At 37.4% G+C, this 18130-nt stretch carries 15 protein-coding genes; 9 read left to right on the top strand and 6 right to left on the bottom strand.

The window, feature by feature from the left end; all coding sequences use genetic code 11:
* Positions 1–8: 8 nt before the first annotated feature.
* Together ACTBZY_RS12405 and dacB are read right to left on the bottom strand one after the other, a co-directional pair.
* The gene (locus tag ACTBZY_RS12405) at positions 9–3323 is read right to left on the bottom strand and encodes a proline dehydrogenase family protein (RefSeq protein WP_463046648.1); all 3315 of its coding nucleotides are present in this window, start codon (positions 3321–3323) and stop codon (positions 9–11) included.
* Positions 3324–3468: 145 nt separating this feature from the next.
* Complete coding sequence (gene dacB / locus ACTBZY_RS12400) at positions 3469–4905, bottom strand: D-alanyl-D-alanine carboxypeptidase/D-alanyl-D-alanine endopeptidase (RefSeq protein ID WP_463046647.1); 1437 nt, start codon at positions 4903–4905, stop codon at positions 3469–3471.
* A 218-nt stretch (positions 4906–5123) separates the two neighbouring features.
* Between dacB and ACTBZY_RS12395 the strand changes: the two genes are divergently transcribed.
* The 9 genes from ACTBZY_RS12395 to ACTBZY_RS12355 all read left to right on the top strand — a co-directional run bounded on the left by ACTBZY_RS12395 (position 5124) and on the right by ACTBZY_RS12355 (position 14657).
* Positions 5124–6548, top strand: coding sequence for an MBL fold metallo-hydrolase (locus ACTBZY_RS12395; RefSeq protein WP_463046646.1), 1425 nt, complete (start codon positions 5124–5126; stop codon positions 6546–6548).
* Between the two features lie 83 nt (positions 6549–6631).
* Complete coding sequence (locus ACTBZY_RS12390) at positions 6632–7585, top strand: acetyl-CoA carboxylase carboxyltransferase subunit alpha (RefSeq protein ID WP_463046645.1); 954 nt, start codon at positions 6632–6634, stop codon at positions 7583–7585.
* A gap of 3 nt (positions 7586–7588) precedes the next feature.
* Positions 7589–8209, top strand: a complete 621-nt coding sequence (locus ACTBZY_RS12385) for an HAD family hydrolase (RefSeq protein WP_463046644.1) — start codon at positions 7589–7591, stop codon at positions 8207–8209.
* Positions 8209–9378 (top strand): site-2 protease family protein, encoded by a 1170-nt coding sequence (locus ACTBZY_RS12380; RefSeq protein WP_463046643.1) that lies wholly within the window; start codon positions 8209–8211, stop codon positions 9376–9378. The genes ACTBZY_RS12385 and ACTBZY_RS12380 overlap by 1 nt, the downstream gene beginning before the upstream one ends.
* Before the next feature lie 6 nt (positions 9379–9384).
* Complete coding sequence (locus ACTBZY_RS12375; RefSeq protein WP_463046642.1) at positions 9385–9948, top strand: 1-acyl-sn-glycerol-3-phosphate acyltransferase; 564 nt, start codon at positions 9385–9387, stop codon at positions 9946–9948.
* Between the two features lie 65 nt (positions 9949–10013).
* Positions 10014–11183 (top strand): trans-sulfuration enzyme family protein, encoded by a 1170-nt coding sequence (locus ACTBZY_RS12370; protein ID WP_463046641.1) that lies wholly within the window; start codon positions 10014–10016, stop codon positions 11181–11183.
* Positions 11184–11191: 8 nt separating this feature from the next.
* Entirely contained in the window at positions 11192–11617 is a 426-nt protein-coding gene (locus ACTBZY_RS12365; protein ID WP_463046640.1) for an OsmC family protein, read from the top strand.
* Positions 11618–11753: 136 nt separating this feature from the next.
* Positions 11754–12548 (top strand): thymidylate synthase, encoded by a 795-nt coding sequence (locus ACTBZY_RS12360; RefSeq protein ID WP_463046639.1) that lies wholly within the window; start codon positions 11754–11756, stop codon positions 12546–12548.
* Between the two features lie 465 nt (positions 12549–13013).
* Entirely contained in the window at positions 13014–14657 is a 1644-nt protein-coding gene (locus ACTBZY_RS12355) for an ABC-F family ATP-binding cassette domain-containing protein (protein WP_463046638.1), read from the top strand.
* A 213-nt stretch (positions 14658–14870) separates the two neighbouring features.
* Here ACTBZY_RS12355 and ACTBZY_RS12350 read toward each other — a convergent pair whose 3' ends face one another.
* The 4 genes from ACTBZY_RS12350 to ACTBZY_RS12335 all read right to left on the bottom strand — a co-directional run.
* Positions 14871–16268, bottom strand: a complete 1398-nt coding sequence (locus ACTBZY_RS12350; RefSeq protein ID WP_463046637.1) for a short-chain fatty acid transporter — start codon at positions 16266–16268, stop codon at positions 14871–14873.
* A 79-nt stretch (positions 16269–16347) separates the two neighbouring features.
* Positions 16348–17232, bottom strand: coding sequence for a 23S rRNA (adenine(1618)-N(6))-methyltransferase RlmF (rlmF, locus tag ACTBZY_RS12345; RefSeq protein WP_463046636.1), 885 nt, complete (start codon positions 17230–17232; stop codon positions 16348–16350).
* Positions 17233–17241: 9 nt separating this feature from the next.
* A complete protein-coding gene (locus tag ACTBZY_RS12340; RefSeq protein WP_463046635.1) occupies positions 17242–17694 on the bottom strand; it encodes a GNAT family N-acetyltransferase in 453 nt (150 codons plus the stop codon).
* A gap of 90 nt (positions 17695–17784) precedes the next feature.
* The coding region (locus ACTBZY_RS12335) for a hypothetical protein (RefSeq protein WP_463046634.1) at positions 17785–18130 on the bottom strand (346 nt) is incomplete at its 5' end.

Here is an 18130-nt window from a genome sequence, read left to right as displayed (position 1 = left end):
CGGGCTTCTTATGCTTCGCCTAATAAATTCCCATATCTATGGAAATTAAAAGAGAAGTTCTGTTCGGTGAGGTAATTAAGCAGTTCTAAGCGGCCATTTGGACTTGGTTTGCGGTCAAAAATATGAATGGCTTTTTGATGGCAGCTTTTCCTTAATTCTTCAATATCAGTAGTAACCAATGAACGAACAATCACATAGTAATTTATTTCTTTTTCTAGTTCTATCCAGCTATTTAGCTTTCTAGTAGCATTCTTACTGCCGTCTTTAGAAACTACTTCCGCTTTTATGTTTAAAACTTTACAGGCTTCTAATACCATAGCGATATCCGTAATTTTCGTTTGGTGGTCTATCAGGACGAAGACTTTAGATGCTTTAAGATATCTGTTAAAGTTATGTTGTCCACGAAGTTTGGAGTAGTCTATTTCCTTTTCAAAAAGCTCGTTAGCCCATTTTATGTAACTGGTTTGGGTATGGTCTAAAATAGCCTTGGTGGTCATAAACTGTAAAACATAGTTTCTACCTCCTGCTTTCATCCCAAAACCAAAGTTTGACGCTTTCATTCCTCCGAATGGCTGTCTTTCTACAATAGCACCCGTAGTGGGTCTATTGGCGTAAAGATTACCTGCTTTGATCTTACTTTTCCATAAAGCCACTTCATTAACATCTAAAGATTCTAAACCGCTGGTCAAACCATAAGCTACACCATTTACAAGGTCAATGGCGTGGTTTAGGTCTTGAGCTTTCATAACGGATAAAATCGGGCCGAATAACTCATTATTGTATTCGTAATCTGCCTGCGTCACACCCCATTTTATGCCAGGGCTTAAAAAGAATTGGCCGTCTAAAGTTGGTTTTAAAAGCCATTCATTATCCGCAGTGTTGTCCAAGACATGCTGAATCTTATCGGAAACGGGTACGGCTAAGGGACCTATCTGGGTTTCCAATTGCCACGGGTTGCCTTGAGTTTTACTTTTAACGGCATCTTTTAGCAAGGTCTTAAAATGTGAGTCGTTAAAAATTTCTTCCTCCAGAATTAATATAGAAGTAGCGGAGCATTTTTGACCTGCGTTGCCAAAGGCACTTTGAACCACATTTTTAATGGCTTGTTCTCTATCTGCCAAAGCGGTTATTATGGTACAGTTTTTACCGCCAGTCTCCGCAAATAAATTCAGCTTAGGATTTCTATTCAATAAGAACTTAGCAGTATCTGTACCACCCGTCAAAATAACGGCATCAAAAACATTTCCATCTGAAAGATAGTCATCTAGATTGCTTTCTTCTGTTGGAAAAAAGGCAAATACATCTGAGGAAATACCGGCATCCCATAAACATTTGCTGGTAAGGTAGGCTGTGGCAGCGGCATTAGTAGAGGGTTTTAAAATGGCTCTTTTTCCTGCAGCTAAGGAAGCTAAAACGCCTCCAATAGGTATGGCAACAGGGAAGTTCCAAGGTGACAGGATAAGATTTATACCTTCCTTCTCTTCAATTTGAACTTCATCTCTCAATTTCAAGATGGAATGTGCGTAGTAATTGGCAAAGTCTATAGCCTCCGATACTTCTACATCTACTTCTGCTATGGTTTTTCCTAGTTCACTCACCGCCACGGAGATTAAATCGCCTCTGTTTTTTTCAATTTCTACGGCTACTAATCTCAATAGCTCAGCTCTTTTTTCTACACTTTCTTGGTGCCAATTCGTTTGCTTTCCTAAAAAGCTTTCAAAATCGGGAAGTATGGCCAATTCATAAGACCATGTAGGCACCCCATTCCAACCTTCTATTTGAATGCTGTCTCTATCTTCCAGTTTTGGTAGAATAGGGATGATATTGGGTAGAGGCATTTCTGCGGATGCCCATTTTGCTTTATAAGTGTTAATCCAAGCTCTGTTTGACTCTAAAGTCCAATCGGTATTCGCCACATTATAAAACTTCGTTTGGGGAATAAAAGTCTCGGTGTTTCTGTTTTGTTGTCTTTTCGGAGTTATAGAAACCGTATCAATAATTTCTACTGAACTCAAGAATTGTCTTTTGATTTCATTCCATTTTTCAGAACCGGTGGTCAGTTCAAACCCTTCTTTTAGGAAATTGCCGTCTTGGGTGCCCTCATCCAGTCTTCTTACTAGATATGCCATGGCAGAGTTATAGTTTTCTCTTTCTACAATAGGGGTGTAAAGTAGAATATTGGCGTTTTGTTTGGCTAGGCTTCTTACGGTGTCATTGGCCATGCCTTCTAGCATTTCAAAATCTATTTGGTCGTATAAATTGTCCCTTTTAACCAAATATAGTGCAAATGCGATGTCAAAAATATTATGTGAAGCCACTCCTAGATTCAGATATTTTGACCTGTCCGGCGTAATGGCTTGGAGAATAAGTTTTTTGAAGTTAGCATCGGTATGTACTTTCTGAGTGTAGGAAGCCACTTCCCAATCTTCAAGCGAAGATTCGGTTTTTTCCATTTCCATGTTAGCCCCTTTTACCAGTCTTACTTTAATGGGTGCTCCTCCATTTTCTACCCTTACTTTAGCCCATTCTTGGAGCTTTACGAGTTCATCAAAGGTGTCGGGGAGGTAGGCTTGTAATACTATACCTGCTCTTAGGTTTTTATATTTTTCTAAAGAAAGTGTTTGGGTAAAAGTGTCTAACGTCATGTGAAGGTCTCTATACTCCTCCATATCTAGGTTTACAAACTTCCAAATACCTGTTTCTTGGTGTATGGAGATAAGTTCATCATAAATTTCAGACAATTTCTCTACCAAAACATGAATTGAATGCTCATATGCCAATGATGTGATTTGAGAATAGATGGTGGAGATTTTGATGGAGATGTAATCCACATCGCTCTGGCGTAGCAAGTCTTTATACTGTTGGATCCTTTCCGACGCTTCCACTTCACCAATTAATGCTTCGCCAATAAGATTGACATTGAGGGCTATTCCTTCACTTTTACGTTTTGCCGCTTGGGCTTTAAATTTATGGCTACCAACAAAAAACACAATAGAATCCGTTACTTTTTGAACTTGACTCAGCATAAGCGGAATACTTATAGAAGGGAAATAATGCCCTATACTCCGGTAAAGTTTTACTAAAAGGCTTTCGAAGGAGTTGAAAAGGCCTTTGTATTCACTGCTAGAATTGAAAAGGTTTAAGACATAATGAGATACACGGCTGTTGTTCTTTGACCTAAAGGCCACATCCATGAGTCTAATTAAAAAGTGTTTTGAAGTCGGAGTCTTAATAATAGGTTCCATTCTGTCCGCGAAGTCAGTTTTCCCTTGCGAGATAGAACCATTTTGAAGCTCTTCAGCAAGGCTGATAACTTCTTCCATTTCTTTGTGAGTCAGCATTTTAGGTAAAAGACTACATCTTTTTAAAGACGTAAATTGATGATAGTGTAATAAATTGCAAAGCTAGATTAAATCTTCGAGATTTATAAACAGGCTATTAGGAGAAAATTATGACTTAAATTGTTTTCTACCTGGAACCCATTTTGACAAGAAAGCTGTCTAAAAAACTTTTAACCTCCGTGGTCATATCTGGCTCATATTTATTTACGACCACCATGAAAGAAAAGTTTTCGCCAGTTTTGTCCGTAAAGTATCCAGCATAAGCTCTGGTGCCTTCTATTGAGCCACTTTTGGCTCTCACTCTTCCTCCGGTTTTATGCTGCCTATCTTTATATTTAACACTTCCTTCTTGGCCTAAAACGGGAATGCTGTTTAAAAAGTACGGATAGTACTCATCTTTACTCATAGCCCCTAGGATATTGGTCATGTTCTGGGCAGTGATGAAACCAGAGGGAGAGAGACCACTGCCATCTTTTGGATTAAAACCGGACAGGTCTATAGTTCTGTTTTTCCAATGAGTTTTAAGCGTTTCTAATCCTTGATTAAAGCTTTCAAAGCCAGTATCATTTAATGATAAGGAGTGCAGAAATGCATCCGCGTAGATGTTAATACTTGAAAAATTGCAGTCCTCAGTTAACTCTCCCAGGGTTTGTGATTGAAATCTTTTGATGAGATGATGGTTTACTAATGTTGGCGGAAGGTCTTTTGCCAATGGCAACAACTCTTTTTGTGAAATTGAAATACCTTTCGTTGCTAAAAATTTAATTAATTCGGCTCTAAAGACCTTCGCGGGGTTAGGAATCGATCCTTTTACAGAGAAATTACTTTTTCCTAGAGGAACGGTTCCTTTTAAAACCAAGACGTCGGAGTTGGCTCCGCCATATATGTAAACTTGATCGCCACTGGTTGAGGTACCCGTTTTTACCAAGTTTATAATTTGCCAGTCGGCGTCAAAGGGCTTTATATAGTTTATAGCAGCTTCTGAGCCCACAGAATTCCCTGGCTCAAAATAAATGGTGTATAGGTTTTCATTGATGTTAAACTGATGAGGAATGGCACCATAATAATTGCCCATATCACCCCATATCCAAGAATCTGGCGTGTCAAACTCAAAGACGGATGGATCATTGACGATAACATTGCCATCTATTTTTCCTATTCCTAGTGTTCTAAGGGTTTCATAAATGTCTTCCAATACTACATTGAAAGGATTCCTACCTCGTTCCGAGCCAAAACTAGGGTCACCGTTTCCATCAATAACTAGATTCCCTTCTAAAATGCCATTTTTGATTGCTCCAGAATAAAGTAGATCTGTTTTATATCTAAAGGCCGAACCAAGTTTACTCAAAGCGGTGGCAGTGGTAATTAACTTTAACGTGCTAGCGGAATTAACCGCTTTGTTACCATTAAAATCCAGTACGGTTTTATGGTCTGATACACGATGAATGGACGCCGCCACAGTTCCATGCTTAATGCCATTCGAATTTTGAAAACGATTAAGGTCGTTGAGTAATTCACTCTGAATAGCGGAGAACTGAAGGATAATAAGAGCGATTAGATTCATATTAGAAAGTTAGAATTTTAGGTGAAGCAAACGCATGTTTTGAAGGAATTTTAAAGATACAAAACAGGAAACTTATAATGTATAAACGTAACAAATAGAATAGGTTTTAGTGGATGATGTTGATAATACTTGCAGGTTTTACCCATTTGATATGGGTTAATTGAATAACTTTGCGGCTTTTATTTGGAATAATCTCTCTTATAGAGACAATATATTTAATGAAACTTTCCTTTTTTGGAGCGGCCAGACAGGTAACCGGAAGTATGTTTTTATTGGAGCTGCAAGACGACTATCGCATTTTGATAGATTGTGGAACAGACCTAAGTAATAATAGTTATTCTGATGATGATTCAGAAGAGTCATTTGGATTATTTCCATTTGATGCTAGCATGGTGAATCTGGTTTTATTAACGCACGCTCATATAGATCATAGTGGACAGATACCTAATCTTTATAGAGAAGGGTATGAGGGTCAAGTGCTTTGCACAGAGCCTACTTTAGAGTTGGCAGAGATACTGTTGTATGATGCGGCTTCTTTATATCAAAGAAAATTGAAGGCCATTGAAAAGAATAAGAAATTTTCAAAGAAAAGAAAATCTATAGCATCTGGACCTTTTTATTTATCGAGCCAAGTAAATTATGCGGTCGATAACTTTGTGCCCTTAACTTATAATATGAGATTTAAGTTTAAGGATAACGGCTGGGTGACTTTTATCCCGGCGGGGCATTTATTAGGTGCAGCTCATATACTTTTAGAAGTAGAAAATAATGGAAAAATAGAAAGCATTTGTTTTTCTGGGGACATCGGTAGGGTAGGTTATCCACTTCTACCAGATCCACAACTAGTACCCGAGGTGGACTATTTAGTCTGTGAAACCACTTATGGAAATAGGCAGCATGAAGACGAAATGGCAGCAGAAGAAAGGCTCAAGGGTATTATTCAGGAATGCTGTATTGATGTGCCTGGTAGGTTAATAATTCCTACTTTTAGCGTTGGAAGAACGCAAGCTTTACTTTATACGCTAAATAAGCTTTATGATAAGCATGAGATAGAGCCTATTAAGGTTTTTACCGATAGCCCACTGGCAAGAAAGAGCACTGAAATCCATGAAAAATATAGCAGGTATTTAAATACGGAAGCTAAAGGAATAAAGGAACTGGACGATATGCTCTTTGATTTTGAGAATTTACATTATCTCAAAACAGCACAAGAGTCTCAAAGTGTAGCCTATCATAATGAAGCTTGTATTATTATTTCGTCTTCAGGAATGATTAATGGGGGGAGGATAGAGCATCATATTGCTGAGAATATTGAAAATCCTTATGCGACCGTGCTTTTTATTGGTTACGCCACTGAAGGAACTTTGGGACATCGGTTGAGAAATAAAGAAATTTCTGAATTGACCATAAAAGGGGCAAAGAAGGAGGTAAATGCCAAAATTATGAGCACCGATGTGTTTAGTGGTCATGGTGATTTGGATGATTTAAAGCTTTTTGCAAAGCAACAAGACCCAGAAAAATTAAAAAAGGTGTTTCTAGTTCACGGTGAATTGGATTCCATGCTTAACTTTAAAAATGTTTTGGAAGAAGAGGGCTTCAAAAATATTGAAATCCCAGAAAAAGGTGAAGAATTTGAAATTTGATATAATTTTGAATTCGAAAAGCTGTAAAGCAACCTTTCGTTATTGAAATTACGTTTAGAAACTAAAGTGAATTTATATTAAGAATGAGAACATTGTTAGAGTTTGAAAAGCCTATTGCAGAGCTAGAGTCTAAACTAGAGGACATGAAAAATTTGGCCTCCAAAAATAATGTTGATGTAAGCTCGGCTGTTAGAAACCTTTCTAACAGTATAGAAGAGCTAAGAAAAGATACTTTTAGCAATTTGACAAGATGGCAGCGAGTACAGCTTTCACGCCATCCTGACAGACCATATTCCTTAGATTATATAGAACTTTTATGTGAAGAATTTCATGAGCTTCATGGAGATAGAAATGTAAGAGACGATCCGGCTATTGTTAGTGGATTAGGTAATATTGAGGGTAAGGCTGTTATGATTATTGGTCAGCAGAAGGGACGTAAAACTAAAGAAAGACAGCATAGGAATTTTGGTATGCCGAATCCAGAGGGCTATAGAAAAGCTCTTAGAATGATGAAGATGGCAGAGAAGTTTAACATTCCGATAGTTACGCTTATAGATACCCCTGGTGCTTTCCCTGGTTTAGAAGCAGAAGAGAGAGGTCAAGGTGAGGCTATTGCCAGAAACTTGAAGGAAATGATGACTTTGAAGGTGCCCGTAATCTGTATTGTAATAGGTGAGGGTGCTTCTGGTGGGGCTTTAGGGATAGGAATTGGAGATCGTGTGCTGATGTTGGAAAACTCATGGTACTCTGTAATTTCTCCAGAAAACTGCTCTACTATTCTTTGGAAAACATGGGACTTTAAGGAGCAAGCTGCAGACGCTTTAAAGCTGACCGCAGAAGATATGAAAGGGTTTGGTTTGGTAGACGATATCATCAAAGAGCCAAGAGGTGGAGCTCATTTAGATTTTGAAGCTATGGCTAAAAATCTTAAAAAGGCTATTCTTTCAGAAATCAGGACTTTAAGTAAAATGAAACCTGAAGAAAGAATAACCAAAAGAATTGATAAGTTTTGTTCCATGGGTGTAGTGGTAGAGTAAGACATGGGCGACTATAAGGCTGTTCTTTTTGACTTCGGCAATGTTATTATCAACATTAACCCTGAATTGACCATAAAAGCATTTGCTGAGTTTTCTGGGAAGTCCATTCCTCAGATTAAAGAGAAAATGGAAACCAGTCAGGTGAATCGCAGATATGAAAGCGGTATGTTCTCTGATGAAGAATTTAGAGAAATAATAAGGCAAACCATCGGTTATCCTTTTAGCGACAGAGAGGTGGATTTGGCATGGAATGCTCTTTTGCTAGATTTACCTCCTTACAGAATTAGCCTGATTTTAGAATTGAAAGATAAATACCCCGTGTATTTATTAAGCAATACCAACAATATTCACATTACAAAATGTAATGGCATTTTTAGAGATCAGTTTGGAATTCCAGACGTGAAAGCACTTTTTACGAAGGCTTTCTATTCTTACGAAATGGGTCTATGGAAACCTGATAAGGAAATTTATCGAACTGTTTTGGAGGATATTGAACAAAAAGCAGAGGATGTACTGTTTATTGATGACAACGCTGCCAATATTGCGTCAGCAGCGGAAATGGGATTCCAGACTATATTAATGGATCCGATTAACGACGATGTCATCAATCACTTCAAAATTTAATGAAGCATAAAACGCTTATTATTCAAATCAGTTTATTTTTAGTAACTGTTCTTGTTACCACTTTTGCTGGAATGGAATGGGTCACGGGTAAATCTATTCTCTTTGAAGGAGTTGATTTAGAATTGCTAAAAAAGGGTTTTATCTGGTATGCTTTTCCATTTTTGGCTTTTCTTACCTTCCATGAATTTGGCCATTATTTTGTGGCTAAATGGCGTAAAGTCAATGTGACTTTACCCTATTATATCCCTTTATGGATTCCTGGGATTTCTTTTGGTACCATGGGTGCCTTCATAAGAATCAAGGAAGAAATAAAAACGAGGGTAAATTATTTCGATATTGGTATAGCTGGACCTTTAGCGGGATTTGTGGTAGCATTTGGCTTTTTGGCTTATGGGTATTCCAATTTGCCTAGCCAAGACTTCGTTTTTGAGATTCATCCAGAATACGAACAATACGGTGAAAACTATGGTGATTTTGCCTATGAACCTGTCTATAGTAAAAATGCATTTGGAAGTATAGATAGTAGTCAGGTAGAAGTGGTGAGTGCTTTTAGGTTAGGTGATAGTATTTTGAGCCATTGGATAAAAGAGAACTTTGCAGAGAAGAAATTGCTGCCACATCCAAACGAATTACCACATTATCCGTTTATACTGGCGGGTTTTCTTGGTCTATTTTTTACGGCTTTAAATTTAATGCCCATCGGGCAACTAGACGGTGGTCATATTTTGTTTTCACTCATTGGAGAAAAGAATTTCAATAAAGTATCTCCATTGCTCTTTACCGGGTTTGTGTTTTATGCAGGTTTAGGGTTTTATAAAGTAGAAGAACTTCAAGAACTCTTTTTTAAGGAAGGCTTTAGGGCTTTACTAAATTTCCTTTTTTATTTGTTTGCTATTTTTCTTTGTTTTAGCAGAATAACTAAGAATAATCAAACCAATTGGATCATCGCTCTATCTGTTATTTTACTTCAGTTTGTTGTTTCTTATCTATTACCAGATGTAGAAGGCTATTCAGGATTTTTGGCATTTGCAGTACTTTTAGGAAGGTTTTTGGGTGTCTATCATCCGCCTGTTATGTATGATAAGCCCTTGAATAATGGTAGAGTGCTATTGGGTTGGATAAGTATTATTATCTTTATTCTATGTTTTAGTCCTTACCCATTTTATTGAAATAATTTGATAGCTAGATTTTTGTTCTATTTATTTGGTTGGAAGCTAATAGGCGAAATTCCTAAAGACCTTAAAAAGGGGGTTTTAGCTGTATGCCCTCATAACACATGGCTCGACTTCCCTGTGGGCATAATGGCCAGAGGAGCCATGAAACGCAAAATAGGTTACTTAGGAAAAGCAGAATTGTTTGATTCGCCGTTTGGGTTTCTGTTTAAATGGCTTGGAGGAACGCCCGTAATAAGAACTAAGAAGCTTAATATGGTAGAAAGTTATGCCATGACCATCAAGAGTGCCGAGGACATGCTTTTTGCGATAGCACCGGAAGGAACTAGAAAAAATGTAAGCAAACTCAGGACAGGCTTTTATTATATGGCCGTAGGAGGCGAAATACCAATTCTTCCTGTAGGTTTTGATTTTAAGAAGAAAGAGGTGATAATAAGTGAGCCTTTTATGCCTTCTGGTGATTTTGAAAAGGATATGCAAATGTATTTTGTGCCATTCTTTAAAACGATGCATAATGTTAAAAAAGACTGGCTTACAAATTATGAAAATGGCATATTTGCCAAATAATTAATAATTGAACAATTTTAAGGAAGTCTTGAGGTAAAATTTCCTTGAGTCTTTTTTCTACTTTAATGAAAGACGTAACCAAATCAATCCGGATTCAAACAGAAAGAACACAGCATGGAGAGCACTCTACGCCAATGTTTTTGACTTCAAGTTTTACTTTTGAAGATGCTGGGCATGGCAAAGCACTTTTTAGTAACGAAGTAGCAGGAAACATTTATTCAAGATACTCTAACCCTTCGGTTCAAGAGTTTATTGATAAGGTTTGTATGCTGGAGGGATTAGAGGAAGGTTTTGCTACCGCATCAGGAATGGCAGCGGTTTTTGCAGGATTTGCTGCTCATTTAGAATCTGGTGATCACATCGTTTCTAGTAAGGCACTTTTTGGTTCTGCTCACCAGATTATCACGCAAATACTCCCGAAATGGGGTATCAGTCATACTTATTTGGAAGTGAGTGCTACAGAAGAAGACTGGAATAATGCCGTTCAAGAAAACACTAAAATGCTTTACTGCGAAACACCTTCTAATCCGGGTTTAGACCTTGTGGATTTAGAAATGTTAGGCAATGTGGCTAAAAAGCACGATTTGATTTATTATGTTGATAATTGTTTTGCTACGCCAGTCATTCAAAAGCCAGCAGATTTTGGGGCAGATTTGATAGTGCATTCGGCCACCAAGTTTATGGATGGGCAAGGAAGAGTAATGGGCGGAATTATAGTAGGAACCCCAGAACGCATGGAAAAAGTAGTCTTTTTCTGTAGACATACTGGGCCAGCATTATCGCCATTTAATGCTTGGGTACTTTCAAAAAGTTTAGAAACCTTACATTTAAGAGTAGAAAAGCATTGTGATAATGCAGCCAAACTGGCAGAAGCACTCCAAGGCTTGGAAGGTGTAACCAAGGTTAATTATCCTTTTTTAGGTTCTCATCCCCAGTCTGCATTGGCTAAGAAACAAATGAAAAGTGGAGGTGCTTTGGTAACCATAGATTTGGACGGCGGTTTTGAACGAATTATTCGTTTTACCAAGTTGTTAACCATACCGAGCAAGACATCAAATTTGGGTGACACAAGAACAACCATCACCAATCCGAATACCACGACGCACTCTAAAGTAGCACAGGATATAAAGGATGAGTTGGGCATAACAGAAGGTTTGATGAGAATTTCGGTTGGTTTAGAAGATATTGACGATTTAATAGCTGACTTTAAGCAGGCTATAGCTGGAAGTAAATAGCACGAAAAATGAAAGTACAATTAACAAGAGTAGACGACGCCTTCCACTTAACTGGAAAAGGTTCTTCAGATAGTTTAGTTCATATAGATGCCTCTGAAAAAGTAGGTGGCCATAATGCCGGTAGCAGACCAATGGAGCTGCTTTTGATGGGTTTAGGCGGTTGTGCCTCTATAGATGTGGTAATCATTTTAAAGAAGCAAAAACAAGTTATAGAAGACTTTAACGTGATTATCTCTGGCGAAAGAGAAACCATAGAAGGAACTCAAATGTCTCCTTTTAGAAGTATCAATGTACACTTTGAGGTAAAAGGGCAAATTGACGCGAAAAAAATGAAGAGAGCCATTACCATGTCTATGGAAAAGTATTGCTCAGCTACTGCTCAATTTCAAGGTTCAGCGGAAATAACACATAGTTTTGAGATTTTGAGAGCTTAGTAGTTTGATGTCGGTTGTCTGGTGTTAGATCCTAGTTGTTGCGTGTTGGAGGTCGGTCAGACATTTTCAAAGCCTAAAATCTAACGTCTTATATTTGAATTAAGCCTTAAATCAATTTTAAATTCTAGCATAAGAAATGATACAATACCAAAACCTTCTAAAACATATTTTGGCCGAAGGCACCATGAAAACCGACCGTACAGGTACGGGTACTAAAAGTGTTTTTGGTTATCAGATGCGTTTCAATTTGCAGGAAGGGTTTCCTTTGGTAACGACTAAAAAGATTCATATTCCGTCTGTGGTGCATGAATTACTTTGGTTTATAGATGGCGACACCAATATCAAATACCTGAATGATAATAAAGTCAGGATTTGGAATGAATGGGCAGATGAAAACGGAGATTTGGGGCCAGTTTATGGAAAACAATGGCGTTCTTGGCCTAAATCAACAGGCGAATCTATAGATCAATTAAAGACGGTTATAGATCAAATTAAAACTACGCCAGACTCCAGAAGAATCATTGTTTCGGCTTGGAATGTCGGTGAGCTTTCTGAAATGGCACTTATGCCATGCCATGCTTTATTTCAGTTTTATGTGGCGGATGGTAAATTGTCTTGCCAGCTTTATCAACGTAGCTCGGATGTGTTTTTGGGGGTACCTTTCAATATAGCGTCATACGCACTTTTAACTCATATGATAGCCCAAGAATGTAATTTGCAGGTCGGTGATTTTGTATGGACCAGTGGCGACACACATATTTACACCAATCATTTTGAGCAAGTAAACGAGCAATTGGAAAGAACACCAAAAGCATTACCTAAATTGGTGCTTAATCCCGATGTTAAATCTATTTTTGATTATACAGCCGACGATATCAAAATAGAGGATTACGACCCTTATCCATTAATTAAAGGCAAGGTGGCCGTTTAGGGTATGTTTGTCATGATTTTGGCGAAAGGCCAAAATCCCGCCAAACGAAATTCCATAATAGCTTTTTCCTATTAACATAAAGATCCTCTGGAGCTAAAAAGGAAATCTAAAATATATTAATTCCATATCAACCAATTACTGTTCGAGGGACAATTGGAAATTGGTGGCTTATGTTATAATATTTTCATTATTATAAATTTCAATTGTACAAGTTTATTTGTTTTTTGGCGGTCCGCCGCTGCGGCTACTTTTTGCCTTAACAAAAAGTAGTGCGGTCTCTGTCTGCCGACAGGCAGGTGGCAAGACAGAAGCCAGATTGAGGAATTAAATTCGATATCTTGTAAAATTGTAATTAGAAGCCTCTAAAAGCCACCAATCAACTACCCGGAACATCTTATATTTATCCCTAGACCCTATTTATTTGGCGTTTGTCTATCTACCTTTGCGGCTTCAAAAGCAAAATATATGATTTCGGTAGATAACGTAGCGGTAGAATTCAGTGGAAGAACACTTTTTAGTGATGTCACATTTAATGTCAATGAAACAGACAGAATAGCCCTTATGGGTAAAAATGGAGCTGGAAAATCAACGCTACTCAAAATAATAGCAGGCGTTGATAAACCAACTCGTGGTAAAATTTCTACGCCAAATGATGCCGTAATAGCGTACCTGCCGCAGCATCTTCTAACAGATGATACCAGCACCGTTTTTGAAGAAACAGCTAAGGCTTTTTCGGCGGTGTTAAAGCTAAAAACGGAAATGGATGAGCTGAATCATCAGCTAGAAACTAGAACAGATTATGAGTCGGATGAATACATGACCATCATCGAAAAAGTTTCTGATATAAGTGAGAAGTATTATTCTATTGAAGAAGTTAACTACGATGCAGAAATAGAGAAGACGCTTCAAGGCTTAGGTTTTTTACGATCAGACTTTACCAGACCAACAAGCGAGTTTAGTGGGGGTTGGAGAATGCGAATAGAATTGGCCAAAATATTGCTTCAAAAACCAGACTTGATACTTTTAGATGAGCCTACTAACCACATGGACATTGAATCTATCCAATGGTTAGAAGATTTCTTGGTTAACAGTGCTAAAGGGGTTATCGTTATTTCTCACGATAGAGCTTTTGTAGATAACATTACCAACAGAACTATAGAGGTAACCATGGGTAAAATTTACGATTATAAAGTGAATTATAGCCATTACTTACAGTTAAGAAAAGAACGACTAGAGCAGCAGCAAAAGCAGTTTAGTGACCAGCAAAAGGAGATAGCGGATATACAAGGTTTTATTGATCGTTTTAAGGGAACATACTCTAAAACGCTTCAAGTACAGTCTAGGGTGAAGATGTTGGAGAAAATGGATATTGTTGAAGTCGATGAGATTGACACTTCTGGCATAAGTATCAAGTTCCCAGCGGCACCTCGATCAGGAAACTATCCTGTTATTACGGACCGAGTGAGCAAGTCTTACGGTGATAATTTGATTTTCAAGGATGCCAATATTACTATTGAAAGAGGTCAGAAATTGGCTTTTGTTGGTAAGAATGGTGAAGGTAAATCCACCATGGTGAAAGCCATTATGGGGGAAATAGAATATGATGGAGAATTGAAAGTAGGTCATAATTGCCAAATAGGATATTTTGCACAAAATCAAGCTTCCATGCTAGATGGAGATTTGTCTGTTTTTGATACCGTAGATAATGTAGCAGTAGGGGAGATTCGCTCAAAAATCAAAGACCTTTTAGGAGCATTTTTGTTTAGTGGAGATGATTTGAACAAGAAAGTTAAAGCTCTATCTGGTGGAGAGCGAACAAGGCTTGCCATGATAAAATTGCTTTTAGAACCTGTCAATCTTCTAATTCTCGATGAGCCTACCAACCACCTAGATTTACGTACTAAAGACATTCTAAAAGATGCTCTTTTGGCTTTTGAGGGTACGGTTATCCTTATTTCTCACGATAGAGATTTCTTAGTCGGACTGGCCACGAAGGTGTTTGAGTTTGGTAACAAACGCATCAAAGAACACTTTGAAGACATTAATGGCTTCTTAAGAAATAAGAAAATGGAAAACTTAAGCGATATCGAGCGTAAGAAGCAAGCTTAAAACTGTCTAGCTAAAATATAGAGAGTTTGTCATAAATACCCCAGGGGTATAACATTGGTAGAGACGGGTGAAACCCGTCTTAATTTAAAAATCGCGGTAAAGCATTTGGCGGAATTTTGGCCTATAAAAGCCAAAATTGTGACAAATAATTAAAGAGGTCAACAAGCACTTTATGAAGCATTGACAACTGTTGATTCTTATGTCGAACTCACTTTAAATAGGAAGATAAAGTACCATTAGGATTTGAAGAACAAAGTATATCAAAAAAGGAAATACTAAATATCCCATCACATCTCTGGCCTGAATCTTTAATCCTGAACCCATAACAGGTAGCACTATCAATAAGAAAAATGGCTGTAGTAGATTAGTTAAAGCTTCGCCATAGGCCAAAGATAAAGAAGCTCTTGCGGTCATTTCTGACAATTGAGTATCTGGTAATCCAACCCCAAGTTGATTAACGGCCTCTATGATGGATGGTCCTATCACAGCAAATTCACCACCTCCAGAAGGTATAGCAAAATTGACAATGCCTCCCAATGCATATGCGTAAAATGGGTAGCTATCTATCGTTGCGACATCTGCAATGGCCTGTCCCAAAGCATTTCCTAATCCAGAATAGGTCATAATGCCCATTATACCAGCATAAAAAGGGTATTGATACAAAATACCTGAAATATTAGTGGATGACCTTTTCATGGAGATGGTATATCGCATAGGTGTTTTATGTAATAACATGCCCAACATTATGAAGAAGAATATCATGATGTTCAGATTGAGGTCTAAGCCTTTTGAATAAAAATGATAGCCAACATAGGAGAGTCCCATAAAAACAATGAGATATTGAAAGATATAGGTATTGTTCATGAAGTCCGATAAGGACTTTTCTGGCAATTTTAGGTCTTCTGCCTCTTCTGTAATGGTTTTGCTGGCTGTTAGGTTTTCTTTACCTAATTCATCAATTAAGTCTATACCCTTATCTCGTTTTGGTGCGAGCCAAAGCATTAAAAATGGACCTAGAATTATAAATAATCCTAACATACACATATTAATAGTGGAGCCTAGTGTTAATGAAGTTGGCAGTATGTTGTTCAATATTCCAGCTTCTATTAAAAAGTTTTTTTCTGTGTTTAGAAGTAGTGGGATGGAGCTAGATAATCCCGATACCCACGAAATAGAGGAAAAGTAGACGCATGCTATTAAATAGGCAAAATTTACGCCCTTCACCCTCAAAGCCAATTCCCTTCCCAGTAGAGCTGCTAGAACCACCCAGCCCCAACTTATTAGGGCGGCCAACATTCCAAAAAGTACTGTGATAAAGTAAACCTGATTGGGTGTTGAGATGTATTTGGCTATTTTATCTATTATTTTAGAAGAAAAAGGTGACAGGGCAATACTGTAACCTGTTATGATTAATAAAACCATTTGCATTCCAAAGGCAAGCATCGTCCAGAAACCTTCATACCAAGATTGAATGATTTTTAAAGGTGTGGCTCCCACCCAGAAAAAGGCTGTGATTGAAGTTATTAGTGTTAAAACCAATGCAAAGACAAAAGCATCTGGCATGTTCTTACGGAAAATATCCGTGAACTTTTCTCCTAGTCTTGAAATCATAATTCAATAGGTAATTCTCTTTTTTTAAGGGTATTACCTACTAAAGTACATATTTAAATTTATGAAGGTGACTAAGTTGTCAATATCGCCAAGCTAAAATTCTGCTTATTTTATTGCCAGTTGCCATTTCTATGACCTTAATTTCTTTAGCTTCTAACTTTGTTAAAAGCTTTTTTAATGGCCTGATTTTGTCTTTTTTAGAAACCAAAGAAGTGAACCAACCACATTGTCTAGTGAAATGTCTGCTTTCATAAATCATGTTGGTCAAGAAAGCTTTTTCGCCACCTTCACACCAAAGTTCATTGCTTTGTCCGCCAAAGTTGAGTAAAGGATTTTTATTCCCAAGATTTTTAGTCTTTCTCAAACTCCCCAGTCTAGCTTCTTTTTCTGATGCATGAAAAGGAGGGTTGCAGATAGTTACATCAAAGTATTCATCAACACTCAGTATCTCTCTAAATATAAACCTTGGATTTATCTGACGTCTAAGTTCTATTTGACCTCGGAGTATGTCATTATTATTGACAATTTTAAAGGCAACCTCCAGAGCATTTTCGTCAATATCTGTTGCCACAAAATGCCATTTATATTCGGCTACGCCAATAATAGGGTAGATGCAATTTGCTCCTGTTCCTATATCAAGACATTTGATTTGCTTCTCATCATTAGCTCCGATTAAATCTGCTATATAATGTATGTAATCTGCTCTTCCAGGCACAGGAGGGCATAAGTAGCCTTCTGGTATGTCCCAGTAATCAACATGATAATGCGTATTAAGTAAAGCCTTATTGAGTAGTTTTACAGCCTCAGGATTAGAGAAGTCTATGGTTTCTGTACCGTATTTATTTACAAAAACATGCTTCCTTAATTCTGGGAGAACGTCTATTAAAACTGTAAAATTATATCCTTCGTTATGCTTGTTTCTGGGGTGTAGTTCAGATTTTACAGCAGGTTTTGTATTTGGCATATTTCTAATCTACGTCAATTTTAGCTTAAAGCCTTCGTGTGATTGGGCAAAACCCAATTTTTTATAAAATGAATGGGCTTGGTCTCTGTTTTTATTAGAGGTTAGTTCTATTAAATAAGCTCCTCTTTCCTTTGATTGAGCCACTGCCCATTGAATAAGTTTTGCTCCTATTCCTTCTCCTCTCCTTTCTTCTTTAACAATTACAGCTTCTAACAATGCCACTATTCTTGCATGCCTAAAAAGGTATTGAATGATAGTAAGATGCAAGCTGCCTACCACTTCTCCATTATTCGCCATAACCATCAAATATTGATTTTCATCTTTAGAAATAATGTTATATGCTTCCAGATATTTTGGTGATAATTCAGGCGTGTGTTTTTCTAATCCAATAGAGTTTTTATCAGAAACCCACATTTCTATAATAGCCTTTATGTCTTCCTTATTTGCTCTCCTAATTTCCATTTTTCAAGGTTTTAAGAAGTTCCAAACTACTTTTTTTATATTCAAATCATGATTATGTTCCCTTTCTAGGCTTTATAAAAGAGATTTACTTTAAAAACACTTCATTACTTCGCTATCTAAAGAAAGTGAATAACTATGTATTTCATTATAAAATTGTTTGTTATCTGTGGTACTCAAAATACGAGGTCTAAGCCCTTTTAAGTAAGTATTACTTAAACAACCTAAAGAGTTTATATGTTCAATTGCATAATCTATTGTACCAACAATCCAAGTGTTATCATAACCTCCTATAGCTCCCATTTCTAACATGGCCACAAGTTTCCCTATACCTAATACATTTGGACATCCAGACGCCTTAGTTGAACTTCCTGACTCCACTGCTCCCATTCTTTTATAAGTTGACCTTACTCTTGTAGAACCTTCTGGATATGTTCTG

This window comes from Arcticibacterium sp., assembly GCF_055134445.1.
Note: the sequence above shows the minus strand (reverse complement) of the source record. Positions and strands in the feature narration are given on the sequence as shown.

Bases quoted from the DNA above. Each gene is read 5' to 3' on its own strand.
- ACTBZY_RS12405 (WP_463046648.1), bottom strand. From the start codon at position 3,323: ATGGAAGAAGTTATCAGCCTTGCTGAAGAGCTTCAAAATGGTTCTATC.
- dacB (WP_463046647.1), bottom strand. From the start codon at position 4,905: ATGAATCTAATCGCTCTTATTATCCTTCAGTTCTCCGCTATTCAGAGT.
- ACTBZY_RS12395 (WP_463046646.1), top strand. From the start codon at position 5,124: ATGAAACTTTCCTTTTTTGGAGCGGCCAGACAGGTAACCGGAAGTATG.
- ACTBZY_RS12390 (WP_463046645.1), top strand. From the start codon at position 6,632: ATGAGAACATTGTTAGAGTTTGAAAAGCCTATTGCAGAGCTAGAGTCT.
- ACTBZY_RS12385 (WP_463046644.1), top strand. From the start codon at position 7,589: ATGGGCGACTATAAGGCTGTTCTTTTTGACTTCGGCAATGTTATTATC.
- ACTBZY_RS12380 (WP_463046643.1), top strand. From the start codon at position 8,209: ATGAAGCATAAAACGCTTATTATTCAAATCAGTTTATTTTTAGTAACT.
- ACTBZY_RS12370 (WP_463046641.1), top strand. From the start codon at position 10,014: ATGAAAGACGTAACCAAATCAATCCGGATTCAAACAGAAAGAACACAG.
- ACTBZY_RS12365 (WP_463046640.1), top strand. From the start codon at position 11,192: ATGAAAGTACAATTAACAAGAGTAGACGACGCCTTCCACTTAACTGGA.
- ACTBZY_RS12360 (WP_463046639.1), top strand. From the start codon at position 11,754: ATGATACAATACCAAAACCTTCTAAAACATATTTTGGCCGAAGGCACC.
- ACTBZY_RS12355 (WP_463046638.1), top strand. From the start codon at position 13,014: ATGATTTCGGTAGATAACGTAGCGGTAGAATTCAGTGGAAGAACACTT.
- ACTBZY_RS12350 (WP_463046637.1), bottom strand. From the start codon at position 16,268: ATGATTTCAAGACTAGGAGAAAAGTTCACGGATATTTTCCGTAAGAAC.
- rlmF (WP_463046636.1), bottom strand. From the start codon at position 17,232: ATGCCAAATACAAAACCTGCTGTAAAATCTGAACTACACCCCAGAAAC.
- ACTBZY_RS12340 (WP_463046635.1), bottom strand. From the start codon at position 17,694: ATGGAAATTAGGAGAGCAAATAAGGAAGACATAAAGGCTATTATAGAA.